Annotated in this window: 25 protein-coding genes and 1 tRNA gene; 13 read left to right on the top strand and 13 right to left on the bottom strand. The window is 48.5% G+C overall.

All coding sequences use genetic code 11. The features are described 5' to 3' along the window. The first annotated feature begins 112 nt into the window (after positions 1–112). The 12 genes from ligA to E5354_RS09890 all read left to right on the top strand — a co-directional run bounded on the left by ligA (position 113) and on the right by E5354_RS09890 (position 11660). Positions 113–2125, top strand: a complete 2013-nt coding sequence (ligA, locus tag E5354_RS09945; RefSeq protein WP_135947365.1) for an NAD-dependent DNA ligase LigA — start codon at positions 113–115, stop codon at positions 2123–2125. A 12-nt stretch (positions 2126–2137) separates the two neighbouring features. Further along, the gene (locus E5354_RS09940) at positions 2138–2458 is read left to right on the top strand and encodes a metal-sulfur cluster assembly factor (protein WP_123396478.1); all 321 of its coding nucleotides are present in this window, start codon (positions 2138–2140) and stop codon (positions 2456–2458) included. A 25-nt stretch (positions 2459–2483) separates the two neighbouring features. Further along, positions 2484–3257, top strand: coding sequence for a UDP-2,3-diacylglucosamine diphosphatase (locus E5354_RS09935; RefSeq protein WP_135947364.1), 774 nt, complete (start codon positions 2484–2486; stop codon positions 3255–3257). Between the two features lie 297 nt (positions 3258–3554). Next, entirely contained in the window at positions 3555–4265 is a 711-nt protein-coding gene (gene ispD, locus E5354_RS09930) for a 2-C-methyl-D-erythritol 4-phosphate cytidylyltransferase (protein WP_135947363.1), read from the top strand. Beyond that, positions 4243–6333, top strand: coding sequence for an ATP-dependent DNA helicase RecG (gene recG / locus E5354_RS09925; protein ID WP_135947362.1), 2091 nt, complete (start codon positions 4243–4245; stop codon positions 6331–6333). Before ispD ends, recG begins: the two co-directional genes overlap by 23 nt. A gap of 276 nt (positions 6334–6609) precedes the next feature. Beyond that, the gene (gene ndk / locus E5354_RS09920) at positions 6610–7074 is read left to right on the top strand and encodes a nucleoside-diphosphate kinase (protein WP_123396474.1); all 465 of its coding nucleotides are present in this window, start codon (positions 6610–6612) and stop codon (positions 7072–7074) included. A gap of 32 nt (positions 7075–7106) precedes the next feature. After that, the gene (locus tag E5354_RS09915) at positions 7107–8063 is read left to right on the top strand and encodes a M23 family metallopeptidase (RefSeq protein WP_123396473.1); all 957 of its coding nucleotides are present in this window, start codon (positions 7107–7109) and stop codon (positions 8061–8063) included. Between the two features lie 151 nt (positions 8064–8214). Then, positions 8215–9174: an HU family DNA-binding protein gene (locus E5354_RS09910; RefSeq protein ID WP_135947361.1), complete on the top strand. Its 960-nt coding sequence runs from the start codon at positions 8215–8217 to the stop codon at positions 9172–9174. A 36-nt stretch (positions 9175–9210) separates the two neighbouring features. Continuing rightward, positions 9211–9747 carry a nitroreductase family protein gene (locus tag E5354_RS09905; RefSeq protein WP_123396471.1) on the top strand — a complete coding sequence of 179 codons (537 nt, stop codon included), beginning with the start codon at positions 9211–9213 and terminating at the stop codon, positions 9745–9747. Beyond that, the gene (locus E5354_RS09900; protein ID WP_135947360.1) at positions 9732–10529 is read left to right on the top strand and encodes a Rossmann-like and DUF2520 domain-containing protein; all 798 of its coding nucleotides are present in this window, start codon (positions 9732–9734) and stop codon (positions 10527–10529) included. The genes E5354_RS09905 and E5354_RS09900 overlap by 16 nt, the downstream gene beginning before the upstream one ends. Then, on the top strand, positions 10526–11050 hold the full coding sequence (locus tag E5354_RS09895; protein WP_123396469.1) for a KdsC family phosphatase: 525 nt from the start codon (positions 10526–10528) through the stop codon (positions 11048–11050). Before E5354_RS09900 ends, E5354_RS09895 begins: the two co-directional genes overlap by 4 nt. A gap of 19 nt (positions 11051–11069) precedes the next feature. After that, positions 11070–11660, top strand: a complete 591-nt coding sequence (locus E5354_RS09890; protein WP_135947359.1) for a Maf family nucleotide pyrophosphatase — start codon at positions 11070–11072, stop codon at positions 11658–11660. Here the strand turns inward: E5354_RS09890 and E5354_RS09885 are convergent. Next, positions 11634–12776: a hypothetical protein gene (locus E5354_RS09885; protein ID WP_135947358.1), complete on the bottom strand. Its 1143-nt coding sequence runs from the start codon at positions 12774–12776 to the stop codon at positions 11634–11636. The genes E5354_RS09890 and E5354_RS09885 overlap by 27 nt on opposite strands. Positions 12777–12951: 175 nt before the next feature. Here E5354_RS09885 and E5354_RS09880 point away from each other — a divergent pair. Continuing rightward, a tRNA-Ser gene (locus E5354_RS09880) sits at positions 12952–13036 on the top strand. A gap of 202 nt (positions 13037–13238) precedes the next feature. Here E5354_RS09880 and E5354_RS09875 read toward each other — a convergent pair. The 12 genes from E5354_RS09875 to E5354_RS09820 form a co-directional block, all read right to left on the bottom strand. After that, entirely contained in the window at positions 13239–13817 is a 579-nt protein-coding gene (locus E5354_RS09875) for a hypothetical protein (protein ID WP_104405379.1), read from the bottom strand. A gap of 1 nt (position 13818) precedes the next feature. Next, positions 13819–14397 (bottom strand): glycoside hydrolase family 108 protein, encoded by a 579-nt coding sequence (locus tag E5354_RS09870; RefSeq protein WP_104405378.1) that lies wholly within the window; start codon positions 14395–14397, stop codon positions 13819–13821. Positions 14398–14403: 6 nt separating this feature from the next. Next, the gene (locus E5354_RS09865; protein WP_246863788.1) at positions 14404–15018 is read right to left on the bottom strand and encodes a hypothetical protein; all 615 of its coding nucleotides are present in this window, start codon (positions 15016–15018) and stop codon (positions 14404–14406) included. 2 nt (positions 15019–15020) lie between these two features. Further along, positions 15021–15437, bottom strand: coding sequence for a hypothetical protein (locus tag E5354_RS09860; RefSeq protein ID WP_135947357.1), 417 nt, complete (start codon positions 15435–15437; stop codon positions 15021–15023). 17 nt (positions 15438–15454) lie between these two features. Then, entirely contained in the window at positions 15455–15841 is a 387-nt protein-coding gene (locus tag E5354_RS09855) for a hypothetical protein (RefSeq protein ID WP_135947356.1), read from the bottom strand. Then, a complete protein-coding gene (locus tag E5354_RS09850; RefSeq protein WP_135947355.1) occupies positions 15804–16835 on the bottom strand; it encodes an RNA-directed DNA polymerase in 1032 nt (343 codons plus the stop codon). Before E5354_RS09850 ends, E5354_RS09855 begins: the two co-directional genes overlap by 38 nt. Positions 16836–17156: 321 nt before the next feature. Further along, complete coding sequence (locus E5354_RS09845) at positions 17157–18485, bottom strand: hypothetical protein (protein ID WP_135947354.1); 1329 nt, start codon at positions 18483–18485, stop codon at positions 17157–17159. Between the two features lies 1 nt (position 18486). Next, entirely contained in the window at positions 18487–18762 is a 276-nt protein-coding gene (locus E5354_RS09840) for a hypothetical protein (protein WP_135947353.1), read from the bottom strand. A gap of 84 nt (positions 18763–18846) precedes the next feature. Continuing rightward, on the bottom strand, positions 18847–19089 hold the full coding sequence (locus tag E5354_RS09835) for a hypothetical protein (protein ID WP_135947352.1): 243 nt from the start codon (positions 19087–19089) through the stop codon (positions 18847–18849). A 7-nt stretch (positions 19090–19096) separates the two neighbouring features. Beyond that, the gene (locus tag E5354_RS09830) at positions 19097–23086 is read right to left on the bottom strand and encodes a hypothetical protein (protein ID WP_135947351.1); all 3990 of its coding nucleotides are present in this window, start codon (positions 23084–23086) and stop codon (positions 19097–19099) included. Next, positions 23071–24276 carry a LamG-like jellyroll fold domain-containing protein gene (locus tag E5354_RS09825; RefSeq protein ID WP_135947350.1) on the bottom strand — a complete coding sequence of 402 codons (1206 nt, stop codon included), beginning with the start codon at positions 24274–24276 and terminating at the stop codon, positions 23071–23073. Before E5354_RS09825 ends, E5354_RS09830 begins: the two co-directional genes overlap by 16 nt. A gap of 1 nt (position 24277) precedes the next feature. Then, positions 24278–24787 carry a hypothetical protein gene (locus tag E5354_RS09820; protein WP_135947349.1) on the bottom strand — a complete coding sequence of 170 codons (510 nt, stop codon included), beginning with the start codon at positions 24785–24787 and terminating at the stop codon, positions 24278–24280.

The raw sequence follows: 24787 nt of genomic DNA, 5'->3' as shown, positions 1-24787 counted from the left end.
AGGCTGATGCCTCTGCACGTTGAGTAGCACTCAAAAATTATTTAGGACAATATTGCAATCGATGACATTTTATACTTATATTTGTATCTAAACTTTTTTCAATATTTCAAAGATGGATGCAACAAAGCAAATCGAAAACCTGCGCAAGGAACTTAATCGACACAACTATAATTACTACGTGTTGAACGCCCCCGAAATATCGGACCGCGACTTCGACATGATGATGAAGGAGCTTGAGAAGCTCGAACATGAGCATCCCGAACTCGACGACCCCTACTCCCCCACCCACCGTGTGGGCAGCGACATCAACAAGGCTTTTGAGCAACATGTTCATCAGCGCCCCATGCTGTCGCTCGGCAACACCTACTCCATCGCGGAGGTCGACGATTTCCTGCATCGTACACGCGAATCGCTCATGGGCGAAGAGTTCAGCATCGTAGGAGAGATGAAATTTGACGGCACATCGATTTCGCTCACCTACCGTGACGGACGACTCGTGCGCGCCGTGACACGCGGCGACGGAGAGCGAGGCGACATCGTGACCGACAATGTCATGACCATCAAGAGCGTGCCGCTGCAGCTTAACGGAAGCGGCTGGCCGCAGGAGTTTGAGATTCGCGGCGAGATAGTACTGCCGTGGAAGGCATTTGACCGCCTCAACGCCGAACGCGAGTTCAATGAGGAGCCGCTCTTTGCCAATCCGCGCAACGCCGCCGCCGGAACACTTAAGATGCAAAATTCGGCCGAAGTGGCCCGTCGCGGCCTCGATGCGGTGTTCTACTACCTGCTCGGCGACAATCTACCCTGCGACAACCACTACGACAACATGATGGAGGCACGTAAATGGGGATTCAAGGTGTCATCCGAGATGAAGCTGCTCCACTCAATCGAGGAGGTCGACCGATTCATCGAATATTGGGACACGGCACGAAAGGAGTTGCCCGTAGCTACCGACGGCCTTGTGTTCAAGGTCAACAATCTGCGCCAGCAGCTCAATCTCGGCTACACCGCCAAGTCGCCGCGCTGGGCCATCGCCTACAAGTTCCAGGCCGAACGCGCCTTGACCCAACTGCGCTTCGTGTCATTTGAGGTAGGACGCACGGGAGTGGTCACCCCCGTGGCCAATCTTGAACCGGTGCTGCTCTCGGGTACCATCGTGAAGCGTGCGTCGCTCCACAACGCCGACATTGTGCGCACCCTCGACATTCACGAGCACGACATGCTCTATGTCGAAAAAGGAGGCGAGATAATACCCAAAATAACCGGTGTCGACACCGACAGCCGACAGCCCGACGCAAAGCCTGTGACATTCGTGACCGACTGCCCGATATGCGGCACACGACTTGTGAGGGTCGAAGGCGAGGCGGCGTGGATGTGTCCCAACAAATGGGGTTGCCCGCCCCAGATATGCGGCCGAATCGAGCACTTCGTAGGCCGGCGCATGATGAACATCGAAGGCATCGGCGAAGAGATTGTGGTAGTCCTCTATCAGAACGGCTGGGTTAACGACATCGCCGACCTCTACGACCTGCACACACATCGCATGGAGATAGAAGCCCTGCCGGGATTCGGCCCCCGCACCGCCGACCGAATGATCGACGGCATCGAAGCCTCCAAGCAGGTGCCCTTTGAGAGAGTCATGTATGCGCTCTCAATACCATTTGTGGGCGAAACCGTAGCCAAGAAACTGGCCCGCTCGCTCGGCGACATCGACAGCGTGATGAACGCCGGAGTCGAAGCGCTCACCGCAATCGACGACATAGGCCCGCGCATAGCCGAAAGCGTGCAGGAGTACTTCAACAACCCCGTAAACCGTGACATCATCGAGCGTCTTAGGAGAGCCGGCGTGCAGATGTCGATACCCAAGCGCGACGATGCCGACAGCTCCGACCGTCTTGCAGGCAAAAGCATCGTGATAAGCGGCACCTTCAGCAAGCATTCACGCGACGAGTACAAGGACATGATCGAGCGTCACGGAGGCAAGAACGTAAGTTCGATTTCCAAGAAGACCGACTATCTGTTAGCCGGCGAAAACATGGGCCCCGCCAAATTGCAGAAAGCGACTTCGCTCAACATTCCCATTATCGACGAGGACACATTCCTCAAAATGATAGAAAATGACTAACTTTGCAACATTATGACACCCGAAGAACGATTAAATATTGAGGAGCGCATCATAACGATGCTCAAAACCGTATATGACCCCGAAATACCCGTCGACATATACAATCTCGGACTTATCTATAACATCGACCTCAGCGATGAAGGAAATCTCACCGTCGACATGACGCTCACCGCGCCCAATTGCCCCGCCGCCGACTTCATTGTCGAGGACACCCGCATCAAGCTCGAAAGCATCGAAGGCGTAAACCGCGTCGACATACGCATCGTGTTTGAGCCCGAATGGAACAAGGACATGATGAGCGAGGAGGCCAAGCTTGACCTCGGATTCCTGTAACAGCCCAAGAACGCCAATTCAACCGATGGAGCGAAAAAACATATATTTCATATCGGACCTTCACCTCGGAGCCACCTACCTGAAAAATCCAAGGAGCTACGAACAGCGTGTGGTGCGATGGCTTGAATCGATACGCGACGATGCCGCCGAGCTATACATGCTCGGTGACATTCTCGACTATTGGTATGAGTACAAGACTGTCGTGCCTCGCGGTTACATAAGATTTTTCGGAGCATTGGCCTCGCTTGCCGACTCGGGAGTGAAGATATACTGGTTTATAGGCAATCACGACATCTGGTTGTTTGACTATCTGAAAAATGAAATAGGCCTCACCGTAATCGACGGATGGATAACCAAGGAGATCGCCGGAAAGAAGTTTTTCATGTCCCACGGCGACGGACTCGGGAAACTGAAGCCTACATTTAGGTTGATGCGAGGAATGTTTCGCAACAAAGTGTGCCAGAAACTCTACAGCGCCATTCATCCGCGATGGACAATCCCGTTTGCCCTCAACTGGTCGTCAAGCAGCCGAAATTTCAGCGAGGAGATTCCACAATTCGCAGGTGCCGAAAACGAGTCGCTCATCACCTTTGCAAGCGAATATTCACTGCAACACCCCGACATCGATTACTTCGTCTTCGGACATCGTCACATACTCATCGACTACCACATCAACGGCGACAAGCACGTGATAATTCTGGGCGACTGGATACATCACTTCTCTTTTGGCAAATTTGACGGAAAATCGTTTGAACTGCACCTTTACACCGACGATGTAGATAAAAAATCTGCATTTTAAATAAATTTTACTATTTTACATAAATTTTATATATCGTGTAAATATATTGATTTTCAGTATATTATACTCAAAATAACGATTTTTAATGATAAAAAAGATTAAAAACAATGTTGCTAAACATGCTTTTCTCTTTGGTCAGCTCACAAAAAAGGGTGACCTTTGTGACACAAACCTAAAACAATCTTTTTTACCTTAGAAATTGTACCTATTGGAAACTCATAAAAAGGAGCTTAGCGATTAAGCTCCTTTTTATTTACCCCATTTGCAGAGTCAATGATATTGTGTAATTTTGCAACAATGAATCCCGTTAAAACCTACCACATAATAGTCGCCGCCGGAAAAGGAAGCCGCTTCGGTGCCGACCTTCCCAAGCAGTTCTGCCTGCTTGACAATAAGCCCGTGCTCATGCACACCATCGAGCGCATGCGCAAGTCACTTCCCGAATCGGAAATCGTGCTCGTGCTAAATGCCGACCACCTGTCGCTTTGGGAGGAGCTGTGTCGTCGTTATGACTTCATGTCGCCCCGAGTAGTCACCGGCGGAAGCACACGTTGGGAATCGGTCAAGAACGCCGTCGACACAATCGTCCTCGACCCGATGCTAAAGAGCGTGATCACCGTCCACGACGGAGCACGCCCGCTCATAAACCGACCCATGATCGAGCGCATCATGACAGCTGCCTGCAACGCGTCGGGAGCCATACCCACCGTAGCCGTGAGCGACTCGCTGCGAATGCTCGATGACGACGGTGTAAATTCACATCCCGTCGACCGTCAACGACTGAGAGCCGTGCAGACACCGCAGGCATTCGACGGCATGAAGCTGAAACAAGCCTACACGCTCCCCTACGAACCCGGATTCACCGACGACGCATCGGTCATGGCGGCTGCCGGCTACACCGACATAACGCTCGTCGAAGGCGACCCCCACAACATAAAGATAACGCTCCCCGACGACCTTGCCATAGCTTCGTTATATCTCCGAAATGAACCGACTAAGGAATCTTGACATAAAGTACTTGAAAGGGATAGGCCCCAAACGTGCCGAATTGCTTGGTAAACAGCTCGGCATAAAGTCCTATCGCGACCTGCTCTATCACTTCCCCACCCGCTATCTCGACCGTTCATCGATATACCGGGTCAAGGATCTGTCGGGTGAAATGCCCATGATTCAGCTCAAAGGACGCTTCATTGCCATGACCGTGCAGGGCGAAGGGGCAAAGACCAGGCTCGTGGGAGTGTTCACCGACGGAACCGGCACAATGGAGGTGGTGTGGTTCAGGCGCATAAAGCAGATTCGCGAAAGCTACCACACCGGCAATGAATACATCATATTCGGCAAACCGGAGCTGTTCAACAACCGCTGGAGCATGGTTCACCCCGAAGTCGACACTCCGGCATCGACCACAGCGGCACAGGGGCTGAGAGGAGTATATCCGCTCACCGAAACACTGCGCAACCAAGGCATAGGCGCACGACAGATATTCACATGGGTGCAGACGGCTCTCGCGGCCTCTCCCGTAATTACCGAAACACTGCCGCGCTCGATCATCGAGCGGTTGAAGCTCATGTCGTTGCGCGAATCGCTGATCAACATTCACAATCCACAGTCCAACGAAAAGCTTCAGGCGGCAAGGTTAAGGTTGAAATTTGAGGAGCTGTTCTACATTCAGCTCAACATTCAGCGTTACTCGCGCCGACGCAACGCACAGCTCACCGGATTCCGATTTCCGAGAATAGGACAATATTTCAACACCTTCTACTCGCAGCAGATGCCATTTGAGCTGACAGGGGCACAGAAGCGCGTCATAAAGGAGATTCGCGCCGACATGGGCACCGGAAAGCAGATGAACCGACTGCTGCAAGGCGACGTGGGCAGCGGCAAAACCCTTGTCGCACTGCTGTGCATGCTCATCGCCCTCGACAACGGCACACAGGCATGCCTGATGGCCCCCACCGAGATACTCGCCACCCAGCACTATGAAACCATCTCATCGATGGTCGCCCCGATAGGGATAAACGTAAAGCTGCTCACCGGCTCCACACGCAAAAAGGAGCGTGACATCATACACAGCCAGCTTACCGACGGCTCGCTGCACATCCTCATTGGCACTCACGCCGTTATCGAGGACAATGTCCAGTTCAAGAATCTCGGATTTGTAGTCATCGACGAGCAACACCGATTTGGCGTGGCGCAACGCGCCCGCCTGTGGCAAAAAAACATGGTGGTGCCCCACGTGCTTGTCATGACGGCCACCCCCATACCGCGCACACTTGCAATGACCATCTACGGCGACCTCAGCGTGTCGGTGATCGACGAGCTGCCGCCGGGCCGAAAACCCGTCACGACACTGCTGCGATATGACAACAACCGCATGGCCGTATATCAGGCTCTCGGCAAGCAGCTGAAGCAAGGACGACAGGCCTACATCGTGTATCCCCTCATTCAGGAAAACGAGAAGCTCGACCTGAAATGCCTCGAAGAGGGATATGAGATGATACGCGAAACATTCCGCGACTACAAGGTGTGCTACGTACACGGAAAAATGAAGCCTGCCGAGAAGGAGCACCAGATGATGCTATTCGCCACCAATCAGGCACAGATTCTTGTAGCGACGACCGTAATCGAAGTGGGCGTAAACGTTCCCAATGCATCGACCATGATCATCGAGAATGCCGAGCGATTCGGATTGTCGCAACTTCACCAGCTGCGCGGACGAGTGGGACGAGGCGCCGAACAAAGCTACTGCATCCTGATGACTCATCAAAAGATACAAAAAGAAACCCGGCAGCGCCTCGAGATAATGACATCGACTACCGACGGATTTGTAATCGCCGAAGCCGACCTCAAGATGCGAGGCCCGGGCGACATGGAGGGCACCATGCAGAGCGGAATTGCATTTGACCTGCACATAGCCAACCTCGCGACCGACGGACAGATAGTGCAGCTTGCAAGGGATGCCGCCGACGACACCCTCGACAAAGACCCCGAGCTTGCCTTGCCCGAAAATTCGATACTCCGCTCCGAGCTGTTACAACAAGCGTCAAAGGCCGTTGATTGGTCAAGAATAAGCTGATTTTTCATGCACGGAAGATATTAATTAAACGGCATTGTCAATTACATATTTTAACATAATTTTAAATCTATACAACACTGCAAATGTCGGTTTGTTCAAAATATGTTTTTAAACATATTCTTTATTACATACTGATATACAATACATTACACCAAATTTTACACTTCTAAAATCAAAATTTGCACTTTTTATCTTGACAACACGCTTTCCCTTTGAATGATTTTTGTATATTTGGACTACAGAACTACGAAAAGTTAACAAACATAAAAATCTAAAATGGAGCAAACATTAGTAATCATCAAGCCTTCAGCCATTCATCGTGGACTTATCGGCGACATTATAACTCGTTTTCAAAGAAAGGGATTGATCATCACCGGCATGAAAATGATGCAGCTTGATGAAACTATTCTCCGTGAACACTACGCCCATCTTGTTGACCGTCCATTCTTCCCCTCTCTATTGGAATCGATGATGGCTACTCCCGTCATCGTTATGTGTATTGAAGGGAAAGACGCCGTTGAAGTGGTGCGCCTTATGACAGGTGCCACCAATGGCCGCAAGGCCCTTCCGGGAACAATACGTGGCGACTTCTCCATGAGCGGCCAGGAAAATATCATTCATGCTTCTGACAGCGTTGAAAACGGACAAATCGAACTTGCCCGCTTCTTCAAGCCTGAAGAGATATTCAACTACCGTCCTTCCAACATCAGGTTCTTCTATGCACCTGACGAAATGAATTAAAAAAAATCCCATCAAGAACATCAATTTTTGTAATGCAATTTTCCCTAACAAAAATAACAGCAGCAACTACATTAGCCTTAGCATCTTTATTTACCGCAAATGCCCAGACCGAGGACTACAAGCTCCCTGACTTCCACAAATCGGAACACAAAGACCTCATAGCCTCACAAGAGAACATCGCTGAACAGATAAAGCTTAAAGAAACTCTCGACTACATGGATGTATTGTTCCGTGAAGAAGAGGAACCCGAAGAGGATATCTATGTCGAGGGATGGGACAGCCAGGCAGTAAACTGCTACACCAACGCCGTAATTCCCGATACCAAGGTCATCGATGTACGCAACTTCTGCATGCCCACCATGGGTTATGTAACCTCGCCCTACGGTTATCGCAGGCGTTTCCGCCGAATGCACAAAGGCATCGACTTGAAAGTACAGATAGGCGACACGATTCGCGCAGCATTTGACGGCAAGGTTCGACTTACCCGCAACCAAGGCCGCAGAAAAGGCTACGGACTCTATGTCATCGTTCGTCACCCCAACGGCCTCGAAACAGTTTACGGCCACCTCTCGAAATTCCTCGTTAAACCCGACCAATACGTAAAGGCAGGCGACCCCATCGCCCTTGGCGGCAACACAGGAAAGTCGACCGGTCCCCACTTGCACTTTGAAACCCGCTACATGGGAATCGCCATAAACCCGGCTGCGATTTTCGACTTCGAAAATCACACCACCCACACCGACGAGTTCACATTCAACAAAAACAACTACCAGGAGGCCCGCGACTACTCGCCCCGAAGCGCAAAGGCTAAAGCAAGCTCGTCGAAATCGGGCAAAGTCACGGCATCGGCCACCTACCGTGTACGCAAAGGTGACACACTGTCAAAAATCGCCTCGCGCAACGGCACAACCGTCGACAGGCTTTGCAAGCTCAACGGCATAACACGAAACACCAAACTCTCCATAGGGAAAACTCTAAAAGTGAAGTAAATCCATTACACGCAATAGTCACAGACTATGCAGCAACGGCCGCTCCCACGAGTGGCCGTTGCTGCATTATGACCGACACAATGAACGAAATCGGCTGCAAATTGTATAAATAACGTTTTGAAATGTGAATCGAAGTAATTACCTTTGTATTGTGAATGTACTAATCCGACATATTGAGTACTTGATACTGAGGCACGACTGCGTGACAGTGCCCGGTTGGGGAGCTTTTATAGCCAATTATCAGCCGGCACGCGTCGACAGCGAGTTTGGCTGCATATTCCCGCCATGTCGCACCGTAGGCTTCAACGCGTCGCTTACACATAGCGACGGACTGCTCACATCGTCGATAGCCCGTGGCAACGGCATCACCTACGACAACGCGTCGGCCCTCATTGCCGAGGAGGTCAACGCAATGCGTCACGCTCTTGAATCGGGCGAGTCGATAACATTCGGTCGACTCGGTTCATTCAGCCTCAACGACGAAGGTTCGATAGTGTTTGAGCCGGCTACAGCCACCAACACCGCCCCCGACTACACCGGACTCATTGCCGTAAAGGCGGTCGACTTGGCCGAAACGCTGAAGAAGCGCAACGAATCGGCATCGGTCTACTATGTCCCCGTGAGCCGCAACATACTCAAAATCGTAGCATCGATAGCACTCCTCATCGGACTCGGATTCATGCTTTCGACCCCGATAATACAGGACGAGGCCAACTATGCAGGAATTGCGACTACGATGAATGTCACCAAGCCCGCCCCGGTCTACACAGTGCCGTCGCCCGACATCGAGCTGTCGATAGCCCTGCCCGACCCCGCAACATCACGCGGCACATTCACCCCCGCCGTCACCACGGCACAGCAGCCCGCAGCACCTACGGCCACAACCAAGCCCATGCGCTACTTCCTTGTAGTCGCATCGCTGCCTACACGCAAGGCCGCCGACGAATACATCGCCCACAGCGCCGACCGCGATTCACTGTCAGTTCTGGAATCGGGAGGCCGCTACCGTGTCTACATCGCGGCAGGCGCCACCTACTCCGACGCTTTCAACAAGCTTGGCGCCAACGGATACGGCGACCGATACCCCGATGCCTGGGTGTGCAAGCGATAGAATCCAAAACAAAAACCTATACATCCCCGATCCGCTATGAAGGATTTTCATGACTTAATCGTTAATCGACGCAGTATACGCCGATACACCCCCGAAGAGATTTCACCCGAAGATGTAAAAACCATACTTGAGGCCGCGCTCATGGCGCCCACCTCCAAGAGCAGCCGCGCATGGCACTTTGTCGTAGTCGAGGACTCGAAGCAGCTTGAACTGCTAAGCAAGTGCAAGGTAAGCGGAGCCGGCCCCGTAGCCGGATGCGCACTCGCAATCGTGGTGGCCGTCGACGCAAAAATCACCGAGCCGTGGATTGAGGATGCCTCAATAGCTGCAACCTACATCCAGCTGCAGGCCGAGGACCTTGGCCTGGGTTCCTGCTGGATTCAGGTGAAAGGACGCTTTACCGAAACCGATCTTGAATCGGAGGTATATGTGCAGAATCTGCTCGAAATGCCCGACTCCATCATCCCCGTGTGCATAATAACATTAGGCCATAAAGCCGAAGAACGCAAGCCCCAGGCAGTCGACAAGCTGCAGTGGGAAAAGGTTCACATTGGCACATGGACCGAACGTTAAGCCACTCCCCCCGCATAGCCGTCATAGGTTCGGGCAATGTGGCGACACACCTTGCCAAGGCTGTCACGAGAGCCGGCTATAAGCTGTCGATCTACAATCACCGCTGCGAAAGCGCGTCACGGCTCGCTTCAGCCGTGGGAGCAACTGCGGTTGTCGACCTTGACGCTCTTGACGCCGACATATACATCATCGCCATCAAGGACGATGCCATCGCGTCGCTGGCCGCATCGGTCGCCGGCCGCAAGGGATTGTGGCTCCACACATCGGGCTCGGTCGACATGAAAGTCTTTGACGGCGTTGTCGACAGCTACGGAGTGCTCTACCCCATGCAGACATTCTCCAAGGATGCCGATGTCGACATGACCGAAGTGCCGTTTTTCATCGAGGGATGCAACGGCGATGTCACCCGCGCCATACGCGAGCTCGCCTCGTCGCTATCGCACAAGGTGCTCGAGGTGTCGAGTGCCAACCGCGTAAAGCTGCACATCGCGGCAGTGTTTGCCTGCAACTTCACCAACTACATGTGGGCGCAGTCGGCCGACATACTCGAATCAATCGGTGCCGACTTCAGCGTCATGCACCCGCTCATAAAAGCCACCCTCGACAAGACATTGACAATGTCGCCCCACGACGGACAGACAGGCCCGGCACGCCGAGGTGATGTCGACATAATTAAAAAGCATCTGAGCATGCTGTCGGGAGTGAAGCACAAGCTCTACGAAACACTGTCGACCGACATCATGAACGAATATCACCACAACCTCACCGACCACCAATCATGAGCAAGATAAACTACGACCTGGAACGCATAAAGGGCATCGTTTTCGATGTCGACGGAGTTCTGTCGCCCTCGACAATACCCATGGACAGCGAAGGAATGCCCTCGCGCATGGTCAACATCAAGGACGGATATGCCCTGCAGCTTGCCGTAAAGCTCGGCTACAAGATAGCCATAATAACCGGAGGCTACTCCCCGGCGATAAAGGCACGCTTCAACGGACTCGGCATAACCGACATATACATGAAGGCAGGCAAGAAGATAGATGTGCTGAAGCAATGGATGGATGCCAACGGCCTGCTCGTCGAAGAGGTGGCCTACGTGGGCGATGACATTCCCGACTACGAGGTGATGCAGCACGCCGGCCTCGCAGTGGCTCCGCTTGACGCGACTGTCGACATCAAATCGATAGCCGACTACATCTCGCCGGTTAACGGAGGCTACGGAGTGGCCCGCGACCTGCTTGAGGAGATTATGAGGGCTCAAGGCAAATGGATGACATCGGCCAAGGCTTTCGGATGGTAATGACTCTAAACTACCGCTCATGCAATCACCGCTACACAACCTGTCACGCTACGACATAAGGCTTGCGAGCAAGTCACCGCGACGACGCGAGCTGTTGGGAATGCTCGGCCTACAGTTTTCAATTGCCGAAACAATAGATGTGGATGAAAGCTACCCCCACGACCTGCCCACCAACGAGGTGGCGCCTTACATCGCCAAGAAGAAAGGCGACGCCTACAGGAAGACACTTCGTGAAGGAATGTTGGTAATAACAGCCGATACGGTCGTGATAACCGACGGCGAGATTCTTGGCAAGCCGCACTCGGCCGATGAAGCAGTGGAGATGCTTCGCAAGCTGTCGGGCCACAGTCACACCGTAATGACAGGAGTCACGCTCGCCACGACTGAACGCACCCGCACTTTCGCCGTGGAAACCACGGTGGAGTTTGCCCGCCTTTCCTACGAGGAGATACGCTACTATGTCGACCGCTATTCGCCGCTTGACAAAGCCGGAGCCTACGGAATCCAGGAATGGATAGGAGCCATAGGCGTAAAATCAATATCGGGAAGCTACTACAACGTAATGGGTCTGCCGCTTCACCGGCTATACAATGAGCTGAGAGAGTTCTGACTCTCTATATGCTTCAACCCTGAACGAAAAGATTGTATTGTCGCCTATCGGATTCAGCGACAATGCGCCCTCGACAAGCCTGCTATCGCTGACCACCGCGTTTCCGACAGGATTGCATGCTCCCACGGGGCCTACCGTATAACGCGCCACACTGCCGGGCGCAAGAAACCGCCGACCCCACAACCACGCCACCACGCCCATAGTCATTCGCAGATTCACCTCGACACAGGGTGCAATCATGCCCGAGCGCGTCACCATCATGTCGACACCCAAGTATCCCTCATAGTCATCACCGATAATCGCCGTCAGCACCCGGCCAAGCGCCGAGGATAGAGCGTGCAGATGCGCCCTGTCGGCACCCGAATCAACAAGCGCCTGCTCAATCTCATCATCGTCGGCAATCACATTTCCCGAATAGGCCGCGCCTTCATGATTGAAGAACAGCGAATAACCTATCCACTTCACGGCACCGTCGGCGGCATGGAAAAGCATTGCAAAGTCACGAGTCTTGTCGAGAGCCTGCTCGCACATCACACTGCCCTGTCGGCGCAACATGGCACCCACCCGCTGCTCGACGCTGCGGCTCCAGGCATCGACATGGATTACCCCTCGGCCGCTGCTCGACCAGGGCGACTTCACGAAAATCGAGCCGTAACGCGACAAGCACTCCTTTACCGCGTCAACATCGACGGATTCTACCGGGACGGGAGGGAGCTCAAAATCGACCTCACGCCCCAGTCGAGTCATGACATCGGCCGAAATGCGCCTGTGGCTCAGTTCCCTTATACGCTCAATACAGTCGACGCCGGGCACCTCGGCTCCATATCCCGAAAGTACCTTACGCGAATGATGCGACCATCCCCACGGAGCGCCCTTATATCCTGACATATCGTCACGACCCGTCACAGCCTTGACACCAAACATACGCTCCATTTCGTCAAGCCATGCAGAAGGTACATCCGAAGCCACTATGCAATCGTCGCGGTCGCAGTACCACAACGGCAACACCGCACCGTCGCGACACAGCGCCTGCACCATCGGCGACAGCGAGAACGTATTCTTCCCATATCCGAGGGCTATGTCATTTTCAGGATTGAACAAATACACCTTCTTCATCGCCGGCAAAGTTATGGATAATTATCCAATCATCGCCCCATTCTCCCCGTCGAAAAGATGCCAAATGTACATTTCGACATGATTTTAACCCCGGCCGCAAAATAAAACCGTCAAAATATTTGGTAATCTCACAATAAAACCATAACTTTGCACCCGTAAATAACAACATCCATTTGGAGAGATGGCAGAGTGGTCGATTGCGGCGGTCTTGAAAACCGTTGAGGGTCACACCTCCGGGGGTTCGAATCCCTCTCTCTCCGCAATAAACCTTGAAAATCAAGGATTTGCAAAATTGGTACACGAATTTGTACACGAAAGCCCCATTTTTGGGGCTTTTTTCATGTCCTTTTTAGAGTGATAACTCCGATAACAAAGAAGCCCGGCACAAACCGGGCTTCAACATTGTTCCACAACGTGAATTGTGGCTTTCGCAACAATGTGGATGCAAAGATACTGCATTTTTTAGAAAATCCGCCTTAATCCGGCAAGAATCTTTTTAATCCAATTCAATATCGGCACACGTTTCAAGTATAACAACACCGCTACAAATAGCAATGAAACATAAAAGGCATATCGCCATCGGTTTGGGTCGGGCGCGGGTGATTCCTTAATTTGGATGTTGGAATTTTCACGAATTGCATTTGCTTCGCTTTTGCATTGCTCTTGCTTTTCGTTTTCGCTGCTTTCGCCTTTTTCTTCAACATTCGATTCTATCACCGTTTGTCTTATAGACTTGACCCCGGAAAACTCCCCGACATTATCCACCTTGGCTTTTGTCGTTGGCGGGGAAACCGGGGAAACATCAGGCTTTCGCCTTGGCGTGTCAAGCGGAACGGGGTGTTCAAACTCAATTTCCGTGATTGTGATTTTCCCATGTTCCGACCGGGTTGTGTCTATAAACTTGGACAACTCCTTTTTTTCAACCTCTTGCACCGCCATACTATCAGCGTATGAAGTTTGCTTTGTTTCTTGAACCTTGCGTGTTGTTCCGCAAGATACAAGCAAGGCAAAAACGGCGACAATTGCGATAACTCTTTTCATGCTATATGTTTTTAATGTCCGCAAGACGGCGCAACCAACCATTCAAGAACCGCTTGTTGGTGTGCTTCATCAATTCTTTTTCGGTTGCCTTGCGCCCAATTCTCTTTTCATAGGCGGCAATACTTGACGTGGTTATGTCTTTAAGGAACTTGACACGTGCGTTGTATATCACATTAAACAATTGGTCAGGGTCGGCAAAGTTCACCGCCGCCAAAGTCTTATTTCCAACAATACCGTCCGGGGTTACACCCAAAAGCCGTTGGGGAATGACAATGCCGTGTTTTCCTGAACCCCAAACCCAATCAACAAGAATGTTTGCGATTTTCTGTGATTGGATATTGTCAGCTTTCCACCTGTCCCAAAACGCGGGTTTCAACACTCGATTGCGGACATCATCATTGGTTATCAATTTAAGGTCAGCAACATCAACATCACCGTCCCCGTCCTTGTCATATCCGCATCGCTTCCACGTTGCGATTGTTACACCTTTGTTCGTTGCGCCGCCCGCATCTGCCGGGTCATTCGCAAATCCGCCCTCCCATTTCAGGATAAACGGCAATAATTTATCGACATCTGCCATCTTCTTTTAGTTTTTATATTCGGGCAAAAGATATTGGATATTCATTGCAACTTCGTGAAGCACGGAACGAACTTCATCTTCGTTCACTTCCACATCGTGCGTAAACTCGCAGAATACAGAACCAACCCAATCATGGTTGTTGTCGCTCAATCTCTTTATTGCGACCTTGCTTGTGCCACAAGCCGAAAGAAGCGATTTGGCGAATCGGTCTTTTACTTGTTCATCAATGTTATCAAAGAACATATAGAGGTTCTTTGCCATGTCCGAACAAAAAACCGCCACTTCCGACATCTTCAAATCCTGAATCTTGGGTTTCATGGATTCAACCCCCTTGCGCTTGGATTCAAAGTAAATGCTTATCATTGATTCATTGCCAAGTGGGTGTGGCTGCACGATATAGACCCTATCAGCGTGTAACTCGTGCAAGGCTTCCCAAAGTTCACCATGCACGATTGCGGAATTGTCCGCCCGCCGCCTTTGTTTCACTTCGTTGTTTGTGCGTATCTGTTCAATCTTTAAGTCCGTCATTTTGTCCTTTGTCTTTTGATTGTACGCAAACCACGCAACAAGGATTGTCCCTATTGCGCTAATGATAGCCGGGATATATTCCATCATTTCCATGTTTAAGTGAATTGAAAACACTTTCCGACTTTGACAATCGTTGTGTCTATTGGATAAACACTCAACAAGGGTTCGCCCCGTTCCTGCCGTGCTTTGTTCAATGCGGGCATTTGGTTTTCCGCTTTCTGAATTGCGGAAATCAGAATGTCCGACCCGGTAAAGCAAGAACGCCTTTCACCGATTGCAACACCGCTTGCATCCTTTTGGTAATAATCGCCGGATTGGTCGGGTGTCGTGTTGAAAGTTGCAAGAACCACTTGCATTTGCATTCGTAAGCCGGATGAATTTTTACCCGGATATTTTGTTGGCTGAATGATTGTCTTTTCAATCAAGATACGGCGATTGAACAATTCTTCCATGTCAATGCCCTTGCCAATTATTACATCGGCTTCCACTCCAAGTTCACAAAATCTTGCCATTGCCTTTTTCTGTGTTTTTAGTTTGATAAATCAGTTTTCAACATCACATCCAAATCTTCGGTAAACTGCAAGTATTCCTTGTAATCGGCAACTGCCTTGTCATTGGGTGCAATACCCAACACGTGCTTGTTGTAGCTGTTCACAAGGTCAAATTCTGCCGTTTCATCAATGACTGAACGGATAATTGCCTTTTTTAAGTTGGATTTTGTCGGCTTGCTCCAAATGCGGATTTCGCAACACTTCCATCCAATTTGAACTTCCGATTCTTCACCGTCAGGAATACCCATTTCGGGTTCAATGTTGAATCGGTAAATACTTGACCCGTCATTGTCATGTTCCAACACGGCGGGTTTACCATGCACCATGTCATAATGTGCATTTGCTTCGATTAAATTTAATTTCATAAGGGAATGAATTTTGAAGTTTGTTCATTAAATGGATTGAATCACAATACTTGCACCAACCCCACCAAGAACATATTTGTTGCTTGTATTGCTCTTTTGTCGGTGCAACCTTGCGTTTGTTCAACTTCGCCACCCGGCGGCAAAGTTTTTGCTTGATTGACTTTCGCAAAAGCGTGTGGGAATGATAAAAGACATAGCCCAAGAAATCAATCCCGCGAGAATCAACGGGAAAGACTTGGTAATTGCGTTTGACTTTCAAATTCAGATTGTCGCGCAAGTATGCACGTATTTCATGCAACAAGGAATGCAACACATCTTTATTCGGTGCAAGAATCACAATATCATCGGCATATCGCCAATAATACTTCACACCCTTGGTTTCTTTCAACCAATGGTCAAAATATGCCATGAATAGGTTTGCAAAGTATTGGGAAAGATAGTTGCCGATTGGCACACCGCTTGGAACAGAATCAATGATTTCATCAAGCAATGCCAAAAGGCGACTATCTTTTATTTTTCGCCGCACAACCTGTTTCAAAATCTCATGGTTGATTGACGGATAAAACTTTCGGACATCAATTTTCAGACAATACCGTGTCCCGTCCGGGTCTTGTTTCAATGCGTGTTTCACATCCTTGGCACAAGCATGGATTCCCCGGTTCTTGATGCAAGAATATGTGTTCTTGTTGAACACGGACACCCAAATGGGTTCAAGGATGTTCATTATTGCATGATGCAAAATGCGGTCGGGGTAATACGGCAATCGGAAAATTTCACGTTCCTTTGGCTCGTAAATCTTGAAAATGTGATATTTTGAAGTCTTGAAAGTGCCATTTTTCAAACTCTCATGCAAGGCAAGCAAATTGGCATCCCGGTTCTTGTCGTGAACCTTAACACCATACGAATGCAACTTCCCCTTTCGTGCCTTTTCATCTGCAAGGCGCAAATTTTCAAGGGAAATCACCTTATCGAATATGTTGCCAACTCTTTTCATTGCATCAAGTTTGCTTGTATATTAGGATTCTTCGGGTTGCCCCTACCAAAACCGTTTTACTTATTCTATTTTTTGCCGTTGGATTTCTCCAACTCATTCAACCCCGGTTGGGTCGTTTTTGTGGCAAGGTTTCCGATATGCAACTATATTTTTACAAGCATAGCTGAGAACCGATATTCGCATTCGCATTCGTAGCCGTATTATTCGTATTCGCATACACGAACCCTGCATTCGCACCATTATTCGCATTACCGCTGAACAAAACGCCACGACATCGGACAACCTTTTATTTTATTTCTTTCAAGACATCAAGCCACCATTTTACGCTGCTTCGATTTGTTCGATTTGAGGATAAAAGCAAAGCCGAGAACCGATAAACGCATACGCACTCGTAGCCGTAAAATTCGTACGCGCATACACGAACCCCGCAGACGCACCAGAATCCGCAGAACCGCCGAACAAAACGCCACGTTCCGAAACTCCACTTGCCGGGATGTTGGTATAGAAGTAATCACAAAAATATGTTGTGCTTCCTGCACCTACTTCAAGGGGCATAATCTCGCCATCCTCACCAAGAATCAATTTCTTCACATAGCCCTCTTTTCGGGGTAAATTGCCGCGCAAGGTGTAGTTTGCCGTGCCGGAACTTGTAAATGCCGCCGGGTCATCACAAACATAAAATTCAGACAAACCGCCATCGGCTTCCGACTGAATCAGACATTTGCAACCGTCCGTCCACTTCCAAATATGCCCAAAGGGATTTTCAACACCTCGATAAGACGGGACATTGACTTTCACCACAACACCGGGGTCGTAATCATCCGGCATGGTGTATTCAACAACGCCCGTATGGTTTCCAAGGCTGTTTGTCGTACCGCAAGGAATTACTGGGTAATAGCCGCAGAAATTAGACCATTTCGTGCTGTTCAAGGTGGTTACACCCGCACTTAAACCGCCCTGTCTGAATCCATCTTCTGTTAGTTCGGCATTGAACCCATCTTGTGAATCAAAGTTGCAGTATTCAACCGCAAAAAGCCACCACAATTTCTTGTGGGTTTGATACAAGTTGCAATTCCATTCGGTTGAACCGCGCTTGCGGGCATACGCACGGAAATTGTTTAAGTTGATGTTTGTTGCGGGCTTTCCAAGCTGTGTTTTGCTCAACACATCCCAATCAGATTGATTGCCGCCACCGCGATAATCCGCCGTATTGTTCACAACCGCGCAAAGGGTGTTTGTCGGTCTGTGAACAGTCGCTTCAACCGCCGAAACATAGTCTTTTCGCCACTTCTTGAAGCCGGGCAAAGGCTCTGTGGATTGCAAGTGTCGGCATTTGTTGCCGTCCATTTCAAAACGTACATACACATCCGGCAATTCAACCATGTATTGACCATGTGCGCCCGTCAGGTCTGCCGCCGCTCCATTATCACGCTTGGTTGAATCGTTTGCGTGTAAGTAGTAATTCACCGAACCATCATCTTTGAGGATGCAACGGCGCATCATGTTTTGAAGCGGCAAAGATTGGTGAAGTTCCATTTTGCCGATTCTCGTTGGCTTCTTGTTGGACACGGTAATGTCCCATTCAATGCCATAATAATAATCATAAGGGAAAGACGGTTTTGTTCCGCCAATGCCAATTAGAAGTCCCATATTAGTAGCCCCATTTTAAGTTAGTACCCGACAATGAAGTTTGCTTCACCGCCTTAATTATTTCAGGATTCCAACCGCAATCGAATTGCGTTTCAATGAAATCGCCATCACTCATTCCGGCAAGCTGCACCGATAGTTTCACGGGCTGCACACCGTCATTCTTGATATTGAACACTTGACCGTCCGGCAAGGTGAAATCACCATTGTTCAAACCGTCAATAATGCCCATTTTGCCGATTTGGGGCGAAACAAATTCGCCCGACCTTGTTTTGTCCATTTTCAGAAAATTTAATCCGTTTACAAAATTACCTAATTGTATTACTATAAAACACAAAGTTGCATAAGTAAAGCATAACTTGACCTATTCGGCATCATTTTCGGGCAAATCTTGAACAATCCATGATTGTACCAACTTGCCATCAATGATGTTGTATGATTCAACAACGGTTTTTCCCGGTTCTTCCGTTGGTGGTTCACACGGCACGAAATCAAGAAACCCGGATTCCCTTAATTCCGTTAGGTATTCGCCTTGCTTTGTATCTACTTGCCGCAAATCAAGCGGCATTCCTACACCGAAAAATTTTGCTAAAAGTATTTTTGCCATATTGTTTTTAATAATGATAAAATATCCTATTCCATCCACCATTGTAATATCTTAATCGCAAGACATCACCTTTTGCCATGTCGATACCATTCTTGGAACTTTCGTTAGATGTTATCACATTGCCATTGTTGTCATATACATACGCACCACTTTTTGAATATATCCTTATTTTGTTTGGCATCGTGCGGTCACAAACAATTTCAAGGTCAAATTGTACGGGTACATTGCCCGTTATTGAATCAATTTGGGATTTGGTCGGCAAATTTATGCCAAGGAATGTGCTTGTTCCCGTGCTTGTGAAAAGGTACTTGTGTGTAATACCGATATGGGTTTGAATAATATCTGTGTATGCCTGTCCGATATATCCTTTTTCAAACATGGCAATCTTGCCAAGATTGTATTGATTCCCAAACACTGCAAGGGCTTTGGGGCGATACCAATGTTCAAGGGATTCATCACTTGTACTTGCATATTTGTGGTGCAATTCAAGCGTTGTTCCCATTGTCCCGGTTAATTCCATCAATCCATTAAAAGGATAGCCCAAAGAACTTAAACACCCCAACAAGACACGTTGTTGTCCGTTATTGAAGCGTATAAAATCACGCAACAAGGCAAGTCCCGTGGTTGTGTCCTGTTCGGATGAAGAACCATAACCGATTTGTCCTTGTTGGATTTTGAAGCCACCTATATAGCCGGATATGGCATTTATTATACCCTCAACGGTTGCTTTGGTCATAACAACCGAACCGTCTTGCATCACCCTATAAGGCGCGGTTGCGCGATTCTCAAAGGATGCACCAGCCCAAAAGCGGATGGATGTTGCCGCCGTTCCTTGCCCGGTTATACCCGCAAGGATGCTTTTGTTGTCGCCCGCCACTTGGATTGTGCCGGATGTTACAATACCACCGTCAATGATTGTCTTGGTATTGTCGTAATTCACGGCAACGACCCAATCATTTGCAACATAAGACCCTGTTGTTCTTTTGGTGATACAACGGCGCAAATCCTTTCCATCAACCCACAAATCGCCAATGTCATAAGGCGGTTTAGGGGTCGTAACAAACACACGTCTTTTGCCATCGGCGGTGTCCTGTGCCGTGCTTGCGGCATTGTAGGCATCAATCGCCTTTTGGTCTTGAATCTGTTGCCATGTGTAAGAACCTGAATATCTCCACAACGTGTTCTTGTCCGTTCTAAACCACATATCGCCAACGTGCTTTTTCTTCAATGCCGTTGTTGTCCAAGATGCTGCCGGGTCAGTTGTCTGAAACCATGTTTCAATCTTGCCGTCAATTTGGTTTGTCAGGTCGCCAATTGCGCTTGTATATGTGTTATTGATAAAATTGTTCAATGCCGTGTTATCGGTGTACTTTGAAGCCTTTTCCCAATCGCCGGAAGAATAAGCCCCGGACAAACGGGCGGTCTTGCAGCGCATAATATCACCGTTTGCACCTTGAACCCACAAATCGCCCACTTCATAGGGGGTGTAAGGGGTTGAAGTGAAAATTCGCCGCTTTGTTCCGGCAAGTTTCAAGGCATCATTTGCGATTGCCAAGGCTTGTGCAACCTCTGAATCCTGCAATTCCTGCCATGAATACACATTTCCATTTTTCACAAAACGGAACACTTTGCCCGTGTCGGTATTATAGAACAAGTCACCCAAGTGGGCTTCCTTGTCGGTGGTCGTTTTCCATTCATTTGCCGGGGCATTATTCATGGTCGGGTTGTAGGTATCAAACCATTGTTCAATCTGTCCGTCAAGCTGTGATTGGATTTCGGACAATATGCCGGGCAACGTGTTATTGATGAAATCCTTGCTTTCAAGGGCTTCTTGCCCCAATTCTTCAAGGGTCTTTTCTTGACCATTTGAGGTGAACACAATGCGCCCGCCGATTTCGGAATTGTCCAAATCGAAGTATGTTGTGCCGTCTGCCGATTCAATGCGCCCGGTCTTGATAAAGCGACCGTTTACCATCGTGAAACCATAGGTCAAGGCAAGGGAACGGGCTTTCAGTTCAAAATCAACCGAATTAAGCACACCAATCCAAAAATAATAATAATTGGCATCGCCATCCACCTTGTGTTGCTCTTTTGTGAACACGATTGTTCCGGCTTGACTGCCTTTTGCGCACTTTGCATAAATGTAGTACGCATCCGAATCCTTGTCAAGTGTCAATTGTCCATCAGCAAGAACCCAAGACACCGCCGTTTCTTCGTTGATGGTGTAATGGGTCAAGACACCGCCTTGCCACTTTATGACATTTTTATTGCCATTGTAGTTTGGTTGAAAGACTGTGTTTGTCAAACCGAATTGCATTGATTTAGCACCAACCGACAATGCAAGGGTATCAATTGAATTTGGCTTGATTTTGTCGGTGTAATAGTCGCCCTCCGGGTCAAATACCATGTCCAACACTTCACGACTTGACCGCCAATTTGCCCGCGCCCTTGTTGGGTCTTTAAGGTTGTTGATAGTTATTATTTTGTCAATGTCTATCAGGTCGGAAATAACGCGGTTTATGATTGGTGTGTTGGTTGTTATGTCTGAAATGGTTAATTGGTAATCATAAGGGGATAGGATGTTGCGTGTGAATGATTTAATGCGCACTGACTTGTCCACATCAATATCATCATCCACAACGTGCAAATAATCACCGGGGACAAATACGTTCACAACCTTATCATCCGTTGCATCAACAAGGGATTTCAACCACTCCTTTGTAACGGTCAAGCCATATTGAACCTTTGGTTGGCTGTTTTGGTCATAGTATTTGTTCGCTTCTTCCGCCAACTTGTTTTCGGCGGCTTGCTCTATTTCTTCCGAATAGGCAATATCGGTAATCTTGTATTCATCACCGACACCGAATTGAAATGCCAAAGAAGTTTCAGACGGGAACACATCGCCCCGGTCGTCAGTTAGTTTGTTCAACGTGAAAGTCCGCGTTGCATGGTCATAATTCTTCACCGTGAAATCATATCCGGCAAGATTGCCCGTGTTGAAGTGAATTTTCGCATCCACCCCGGCAATAAGATATTTGGTTGTTTCCCCATCGGGTTCTTTTGCATTCAAATCAAAGGGAAAAGAATTATCCTTGAATTGAAGCACGTTCCCGGCAACAATGGCACTAACAACACCCGTGTATGTTGGTTTGATGTTGTCAAAGTTCTTCCGGGCTTCAAATACTCCATATTTCATCACGGCTTCGGGCTTTTCAATATATGATTGCGCCTTATTCTTTCCGGGCAAACATAAGCGGTCGGCACGATATTTCATTGTAATGTTTTCCGTGCTGCCATACACCTTTAACCGGGTGACAATGTTAGAGTTTGAAACATTGTCACGATTCAAGGCATACAAGCCATTCCCCTTGCCATACATAAAAGTGTAAGGCAAGGTTTGTCCAACACGTTCTTTCAAATTGACCGTGTGAATGCCATCGGCTGTTTCAATCTCAAATTCAACCCCAAAATTGCTTTCGCCACAAAGGTTTTGAAGAACCGACAAGCAATTATCGGATTCCCCAAATGTCAATGTCTTGTCGCCGATTGTTTCCGGGCAAGTCCCCAACTTCCATTTGCCGGGGAACACACGGTTGGCATTAGCAATCAACACGACCATAAACCGCCGCAAATCACCCGTCAGGGAATCTCCTTGGACATCCTGCAATTGATTGTTGGTTGTGTCAATGGTCAAGTCGTATGTAACGCGCAAAAGGTCATATTGGATTCCCTCAAATTCCAAATCATAGGAAAATTCGTGCATCCCGGTTCGCTTAACCTTTGGCAATCGGTTCAACTTGTAGTCACGACCGAACACGGTAATCGAATCACCGATATTGTATTTTTGAGGGAAAGGGGATTCAACGGTGATATTCAAAGTATCTTCCGCATTCAACGCCCAAGTTTGTTTGCCGGATGTTACGCGGGTTGCCGTGTGCCTGTTTTGAATAGGCACAAGACTTCCATCCGCTTTTTGGATTATTAAATTCGTTCCCATACAACAATTGCATTTGTATTAAAGTCAGTGATTTCCTCAATGCACCCGGTTATCACCGGGAAAAAGTCACCGTTTTGCGCGAAATCATGTGTAATGGTTCTGTTTTCGCCTGAAATGTCATAATCAACTTGCCCGTCACCCCAATAGATGTTCACAAGTTTGTGGCTTGTCAAGGTGATTGTGCAAGTCTTTGTTGAATCAGAAATGCGAATGTGCTTCAATACACGTTTCACGGGTTCGGGTTCAATCAATTTCAATTTGAAAGTACCCACCATCAATTCATCCGACCATTCCTTTTGAATTTCGATTGCATCTTTGCAATAGACTTCATAAATCAAGGGTTTAATCGGGTGAACATCAATGACAAGGCGGTTTGTTCCTCTCTTGTCAAATTGGGCTTCAAACTCCGAAACACGCTTGATAAAATCCATCTTTGAATCAGCTTTGACAAAGCATGACAAGGTGATTTCGCGTGATTCATAGAATTTGTGGTACAAATCAACACTTTCACCGTGGTAATTGTCCCAAGAAAGGCTTGCGGGGGCTTTCATTTTCGGTCTTGTCAATATGCCGTCAGACCCGGACACATACACGCCAAATGTCTTGAAGTCCACACCATCCAACAAATATGCTTGTTGTTTTGCATTTGACAATTCATTGATTAAGTCGGCTTGCGTCAAAGCGACATTGTAAATCTTGACATCATCAAGCAAGCCAAAGCCATAATCACCGCCGTAATAGTCTTGATTCAATGAAATGCCTTTGAGTGTGCCGGAATTGTTGATGGTCTTAATCAATGATGAATTGACATAGAATTGGAACAAACCGCCACGCCTTGCAACGGCAAGCGAGAACCAAGAACCGGGCTTTGCTTCGATTGAGACTTCAACGTATTTGTTCAAGCCCGCAAAGTTCAAGTTCCAAATCATCTTTTGGGGTGAACCGCTTTCGGCTTCCCCACCTTGCGCCCATGCAAGAATGGTAAATTCAACATTCATGTTGGGCAATATGCTTTTCGACACTTCGCAAGTGTCATTCCCTGAAAAGGAAATCGCATTGCCATTCTTTCCGGCGACAAAATGCGCCCCGGACACAATGCCATCGGCGCGGTTTTGGCTGTAATCATACGCGATTGTTGCCCCATCGCTTTCATCGAAAGGCATTTGAAAGATTATATTGTTTGCATCCATATCAATAAGTTTTTTTGTTCTTTTCCCGAATCTTTATCACTGCTTCATTGTCGGCAAAATCTTTGACCGTGCCGCCGTATCTGTTCACACACACCTTTGCCCGGTCATGTGCATGAATCATCACCGTTGAATTATCGAAAACATCAACCATGACAAAGGCATTGTCTTTTGCCGTAATGACAATTTCCGAATTGTGCTTCACGAAAACTTCACAAGCATTGAAGTTGTCCGCCAAGACATTGCCGGAACAAGCCCCCAAACACACGCATTTGGGCATATTTTCGACTTTTACGGCATCATCAAGGAAAACCCCGTATTTCTCCATTGCCCCCTTGAAATAGCTTCGTATGAAGTCATTTTCGGGGTAATCATTGGAAAGGCAAAAATCAATGCCACGCAAATACATTTTAATCATCTTGTCTTTGTCTTTGAGTGACAATAATTCATCATGCCATTCTTTGCAAATGCCCTTTTTCCGGGCGCGTTCTGCAAGTTCTTTTGATAGATTCAT

Origin of the sequence: Muribaculum sp. NM65_B17 (assembly GCF_004793735.1) — a bacterium.
Taxonomy (GTDB): domain Bacteria; phylum Bacteroidota; class Bacteroidia; order Bacteroidales; family Muribaculaceae; genus Muribaculum; species Muribaculum gordoncarteri.
This window is presented reverse-complemented; position numbering and strand designations above follow the sequence as displayed.

Coding starts and splice junctions, on each gene's coding strand:
- ligA (WP_135947365.1), top strand. CDS start 113: ATGGATGCAACAAAGCAAATCGAAAACCTGCGCAAGGAACTTAATCGA.
- E5354_RS09940 (WP_123396478.1), top strand. CDS start 2,138: ATGACACCCGAAGAACGATTAAATATTGAGGAGCGCATCATAACGATG.
- E5354_RS09935 (WP_135947364.1), top strand. CDS start 2,484: ATGGAGCGAAAAAACATATATTTCATATCGGACCTTCACCTCGGAGCC.
- ispD (WP_135947363.1), top strand. CDS start 3,555: ATGAATCCCGTTAAAACCTACCACATAATAGTCGCCGCCGGAAAAGGA.
- recG (WP_135947362.1), top strand. CDS start 4,243: ATGAACCGACTAAGGAATCTTGACATAAAGTACTTGAAAGGGATAGGC.
- ndk (WP_123396474.1), top strand. CDS start 6,610: ATGGAGCAAACATTAGTAATCATCAAGCCTTCAGCCATTCATCGTGGA.
- E5354_RS09915 (WP_123396473.1), top strand. CDS start 7,107: ATGCAATTTTCCCTAACAAAAATAACAGCAGCAACTACATTAGCCTTA.
- E5354_RS09905 (WP_123396471.1), top strand. CDS start 9,211: ATGAAGGATTTTCATGACTTAATCGTTAATCGACGCAGTATACGCCGA.
- E5354_RS09900 (WP_135947360.1), top strand. CDS start 9,732: ATGGACCGAACGTTAAGCCACTCCCCCCGCATAGCCGTCATAGGTTCG.
- E5354_RS09895 (WP_123396469.1), top strand. CDS start 10,526: ATGAGCAAGATAAACTACGACCTGGAACGCATAAAGGGCATCGTTTTC.
- E5354_RS09890 (WP_135947359.1), top strand. CDS start 11,070: ATGCAATCACCGCTACACAACCTGTCACGCTACGACATAAGGCTTGCG.
- E5354_RS09885 (WP_135947358.1), bottom strand. CDS start 12,776: ATGAAGAAGGTGTATTTGTTCAATCCTGAAAATGACATAGCCCTCGGA.
- E5354_RS09875 (WP_104405379.1), bottom strand. CDS start 13,817: ATGAAAAGAGTTATCGCAATTGTCGCCGTTTTTGCCTTGCTTGTATCT.
- E5354_RS09870 (WP_104405378.1), bottom strand. CDS start 14,397: ATGGCAGATGTCGATAAATTATTGCCGTTTATCCTGAAATGGGAGGGC.
- E5354_RS09865 (WP_246863788.1), bottom strand. CDS start 15,018: ATGGAAATGATGGAATATATCCCGGCTATCATTAGCGCAATAGGGACA.
- E5354_RS09860 (WP_135947357.1), bottom strand. CDS start 15,437: ATGGCAAGATTTTGTGAACTTGGAGTGGAAGCCGATGTAATAATTGGC.
- E5354_RS09855 (WP_135947356.1), bottom strand. CDS start 15,841: ATGAAATTAAATTTAATCGAAGCAAATGCACATTATGACATGGTGCAT.
- E5354_RS09850 (WP_135947355.1), bottom strand. CDS start 16,835: ATGAAAAGAGTTGGCAACATATTCGATAAGGTGATTTCCCTTGAAAAT.
- E5354_RS09845 (WP_135947354.1), bottom strand. CDS start 18,485: ATGGGACTTCTAATTGGCATTGGCGGAACAAAACCGTCTTTCCCTTAT.
- E5354_RS09840 (WP_135947353.1), bottom strand. CDS start 18,762: ATGGACAAAACAAGGTCGGGCGAATTTGTTTCGCCCCAAATCGGCAAA.
- E5354_RS09835 (WP_135947352.1), bottom strand. CDS start 19,089: ATGGCAAAAATACTTTTAGCAAAATTTTTCGGTGTAGGAATGCCGCTT.
- E5354_RS09830 (WP_135947351.1), bottom strand. CDS start 23,086: ATGGGAACGAATTTAATAATCCAAAAAGCGGATGGAAGTCTTGTGCCT.
- E5354_RS09825 (WP_135947350.1), bottom strand. CDS start 24,276: ATGGATGCAAACAATATAATCTTTCAAATGCCTTTCGATGAAAGCGAT.
- E5354_RS09820 (WP_135947349.1), bottom strand. CDS start 24,787: ATGAATCTATCAAAAGAACTTGCAGAACGCGCCCGGAAAAAGGGCATT.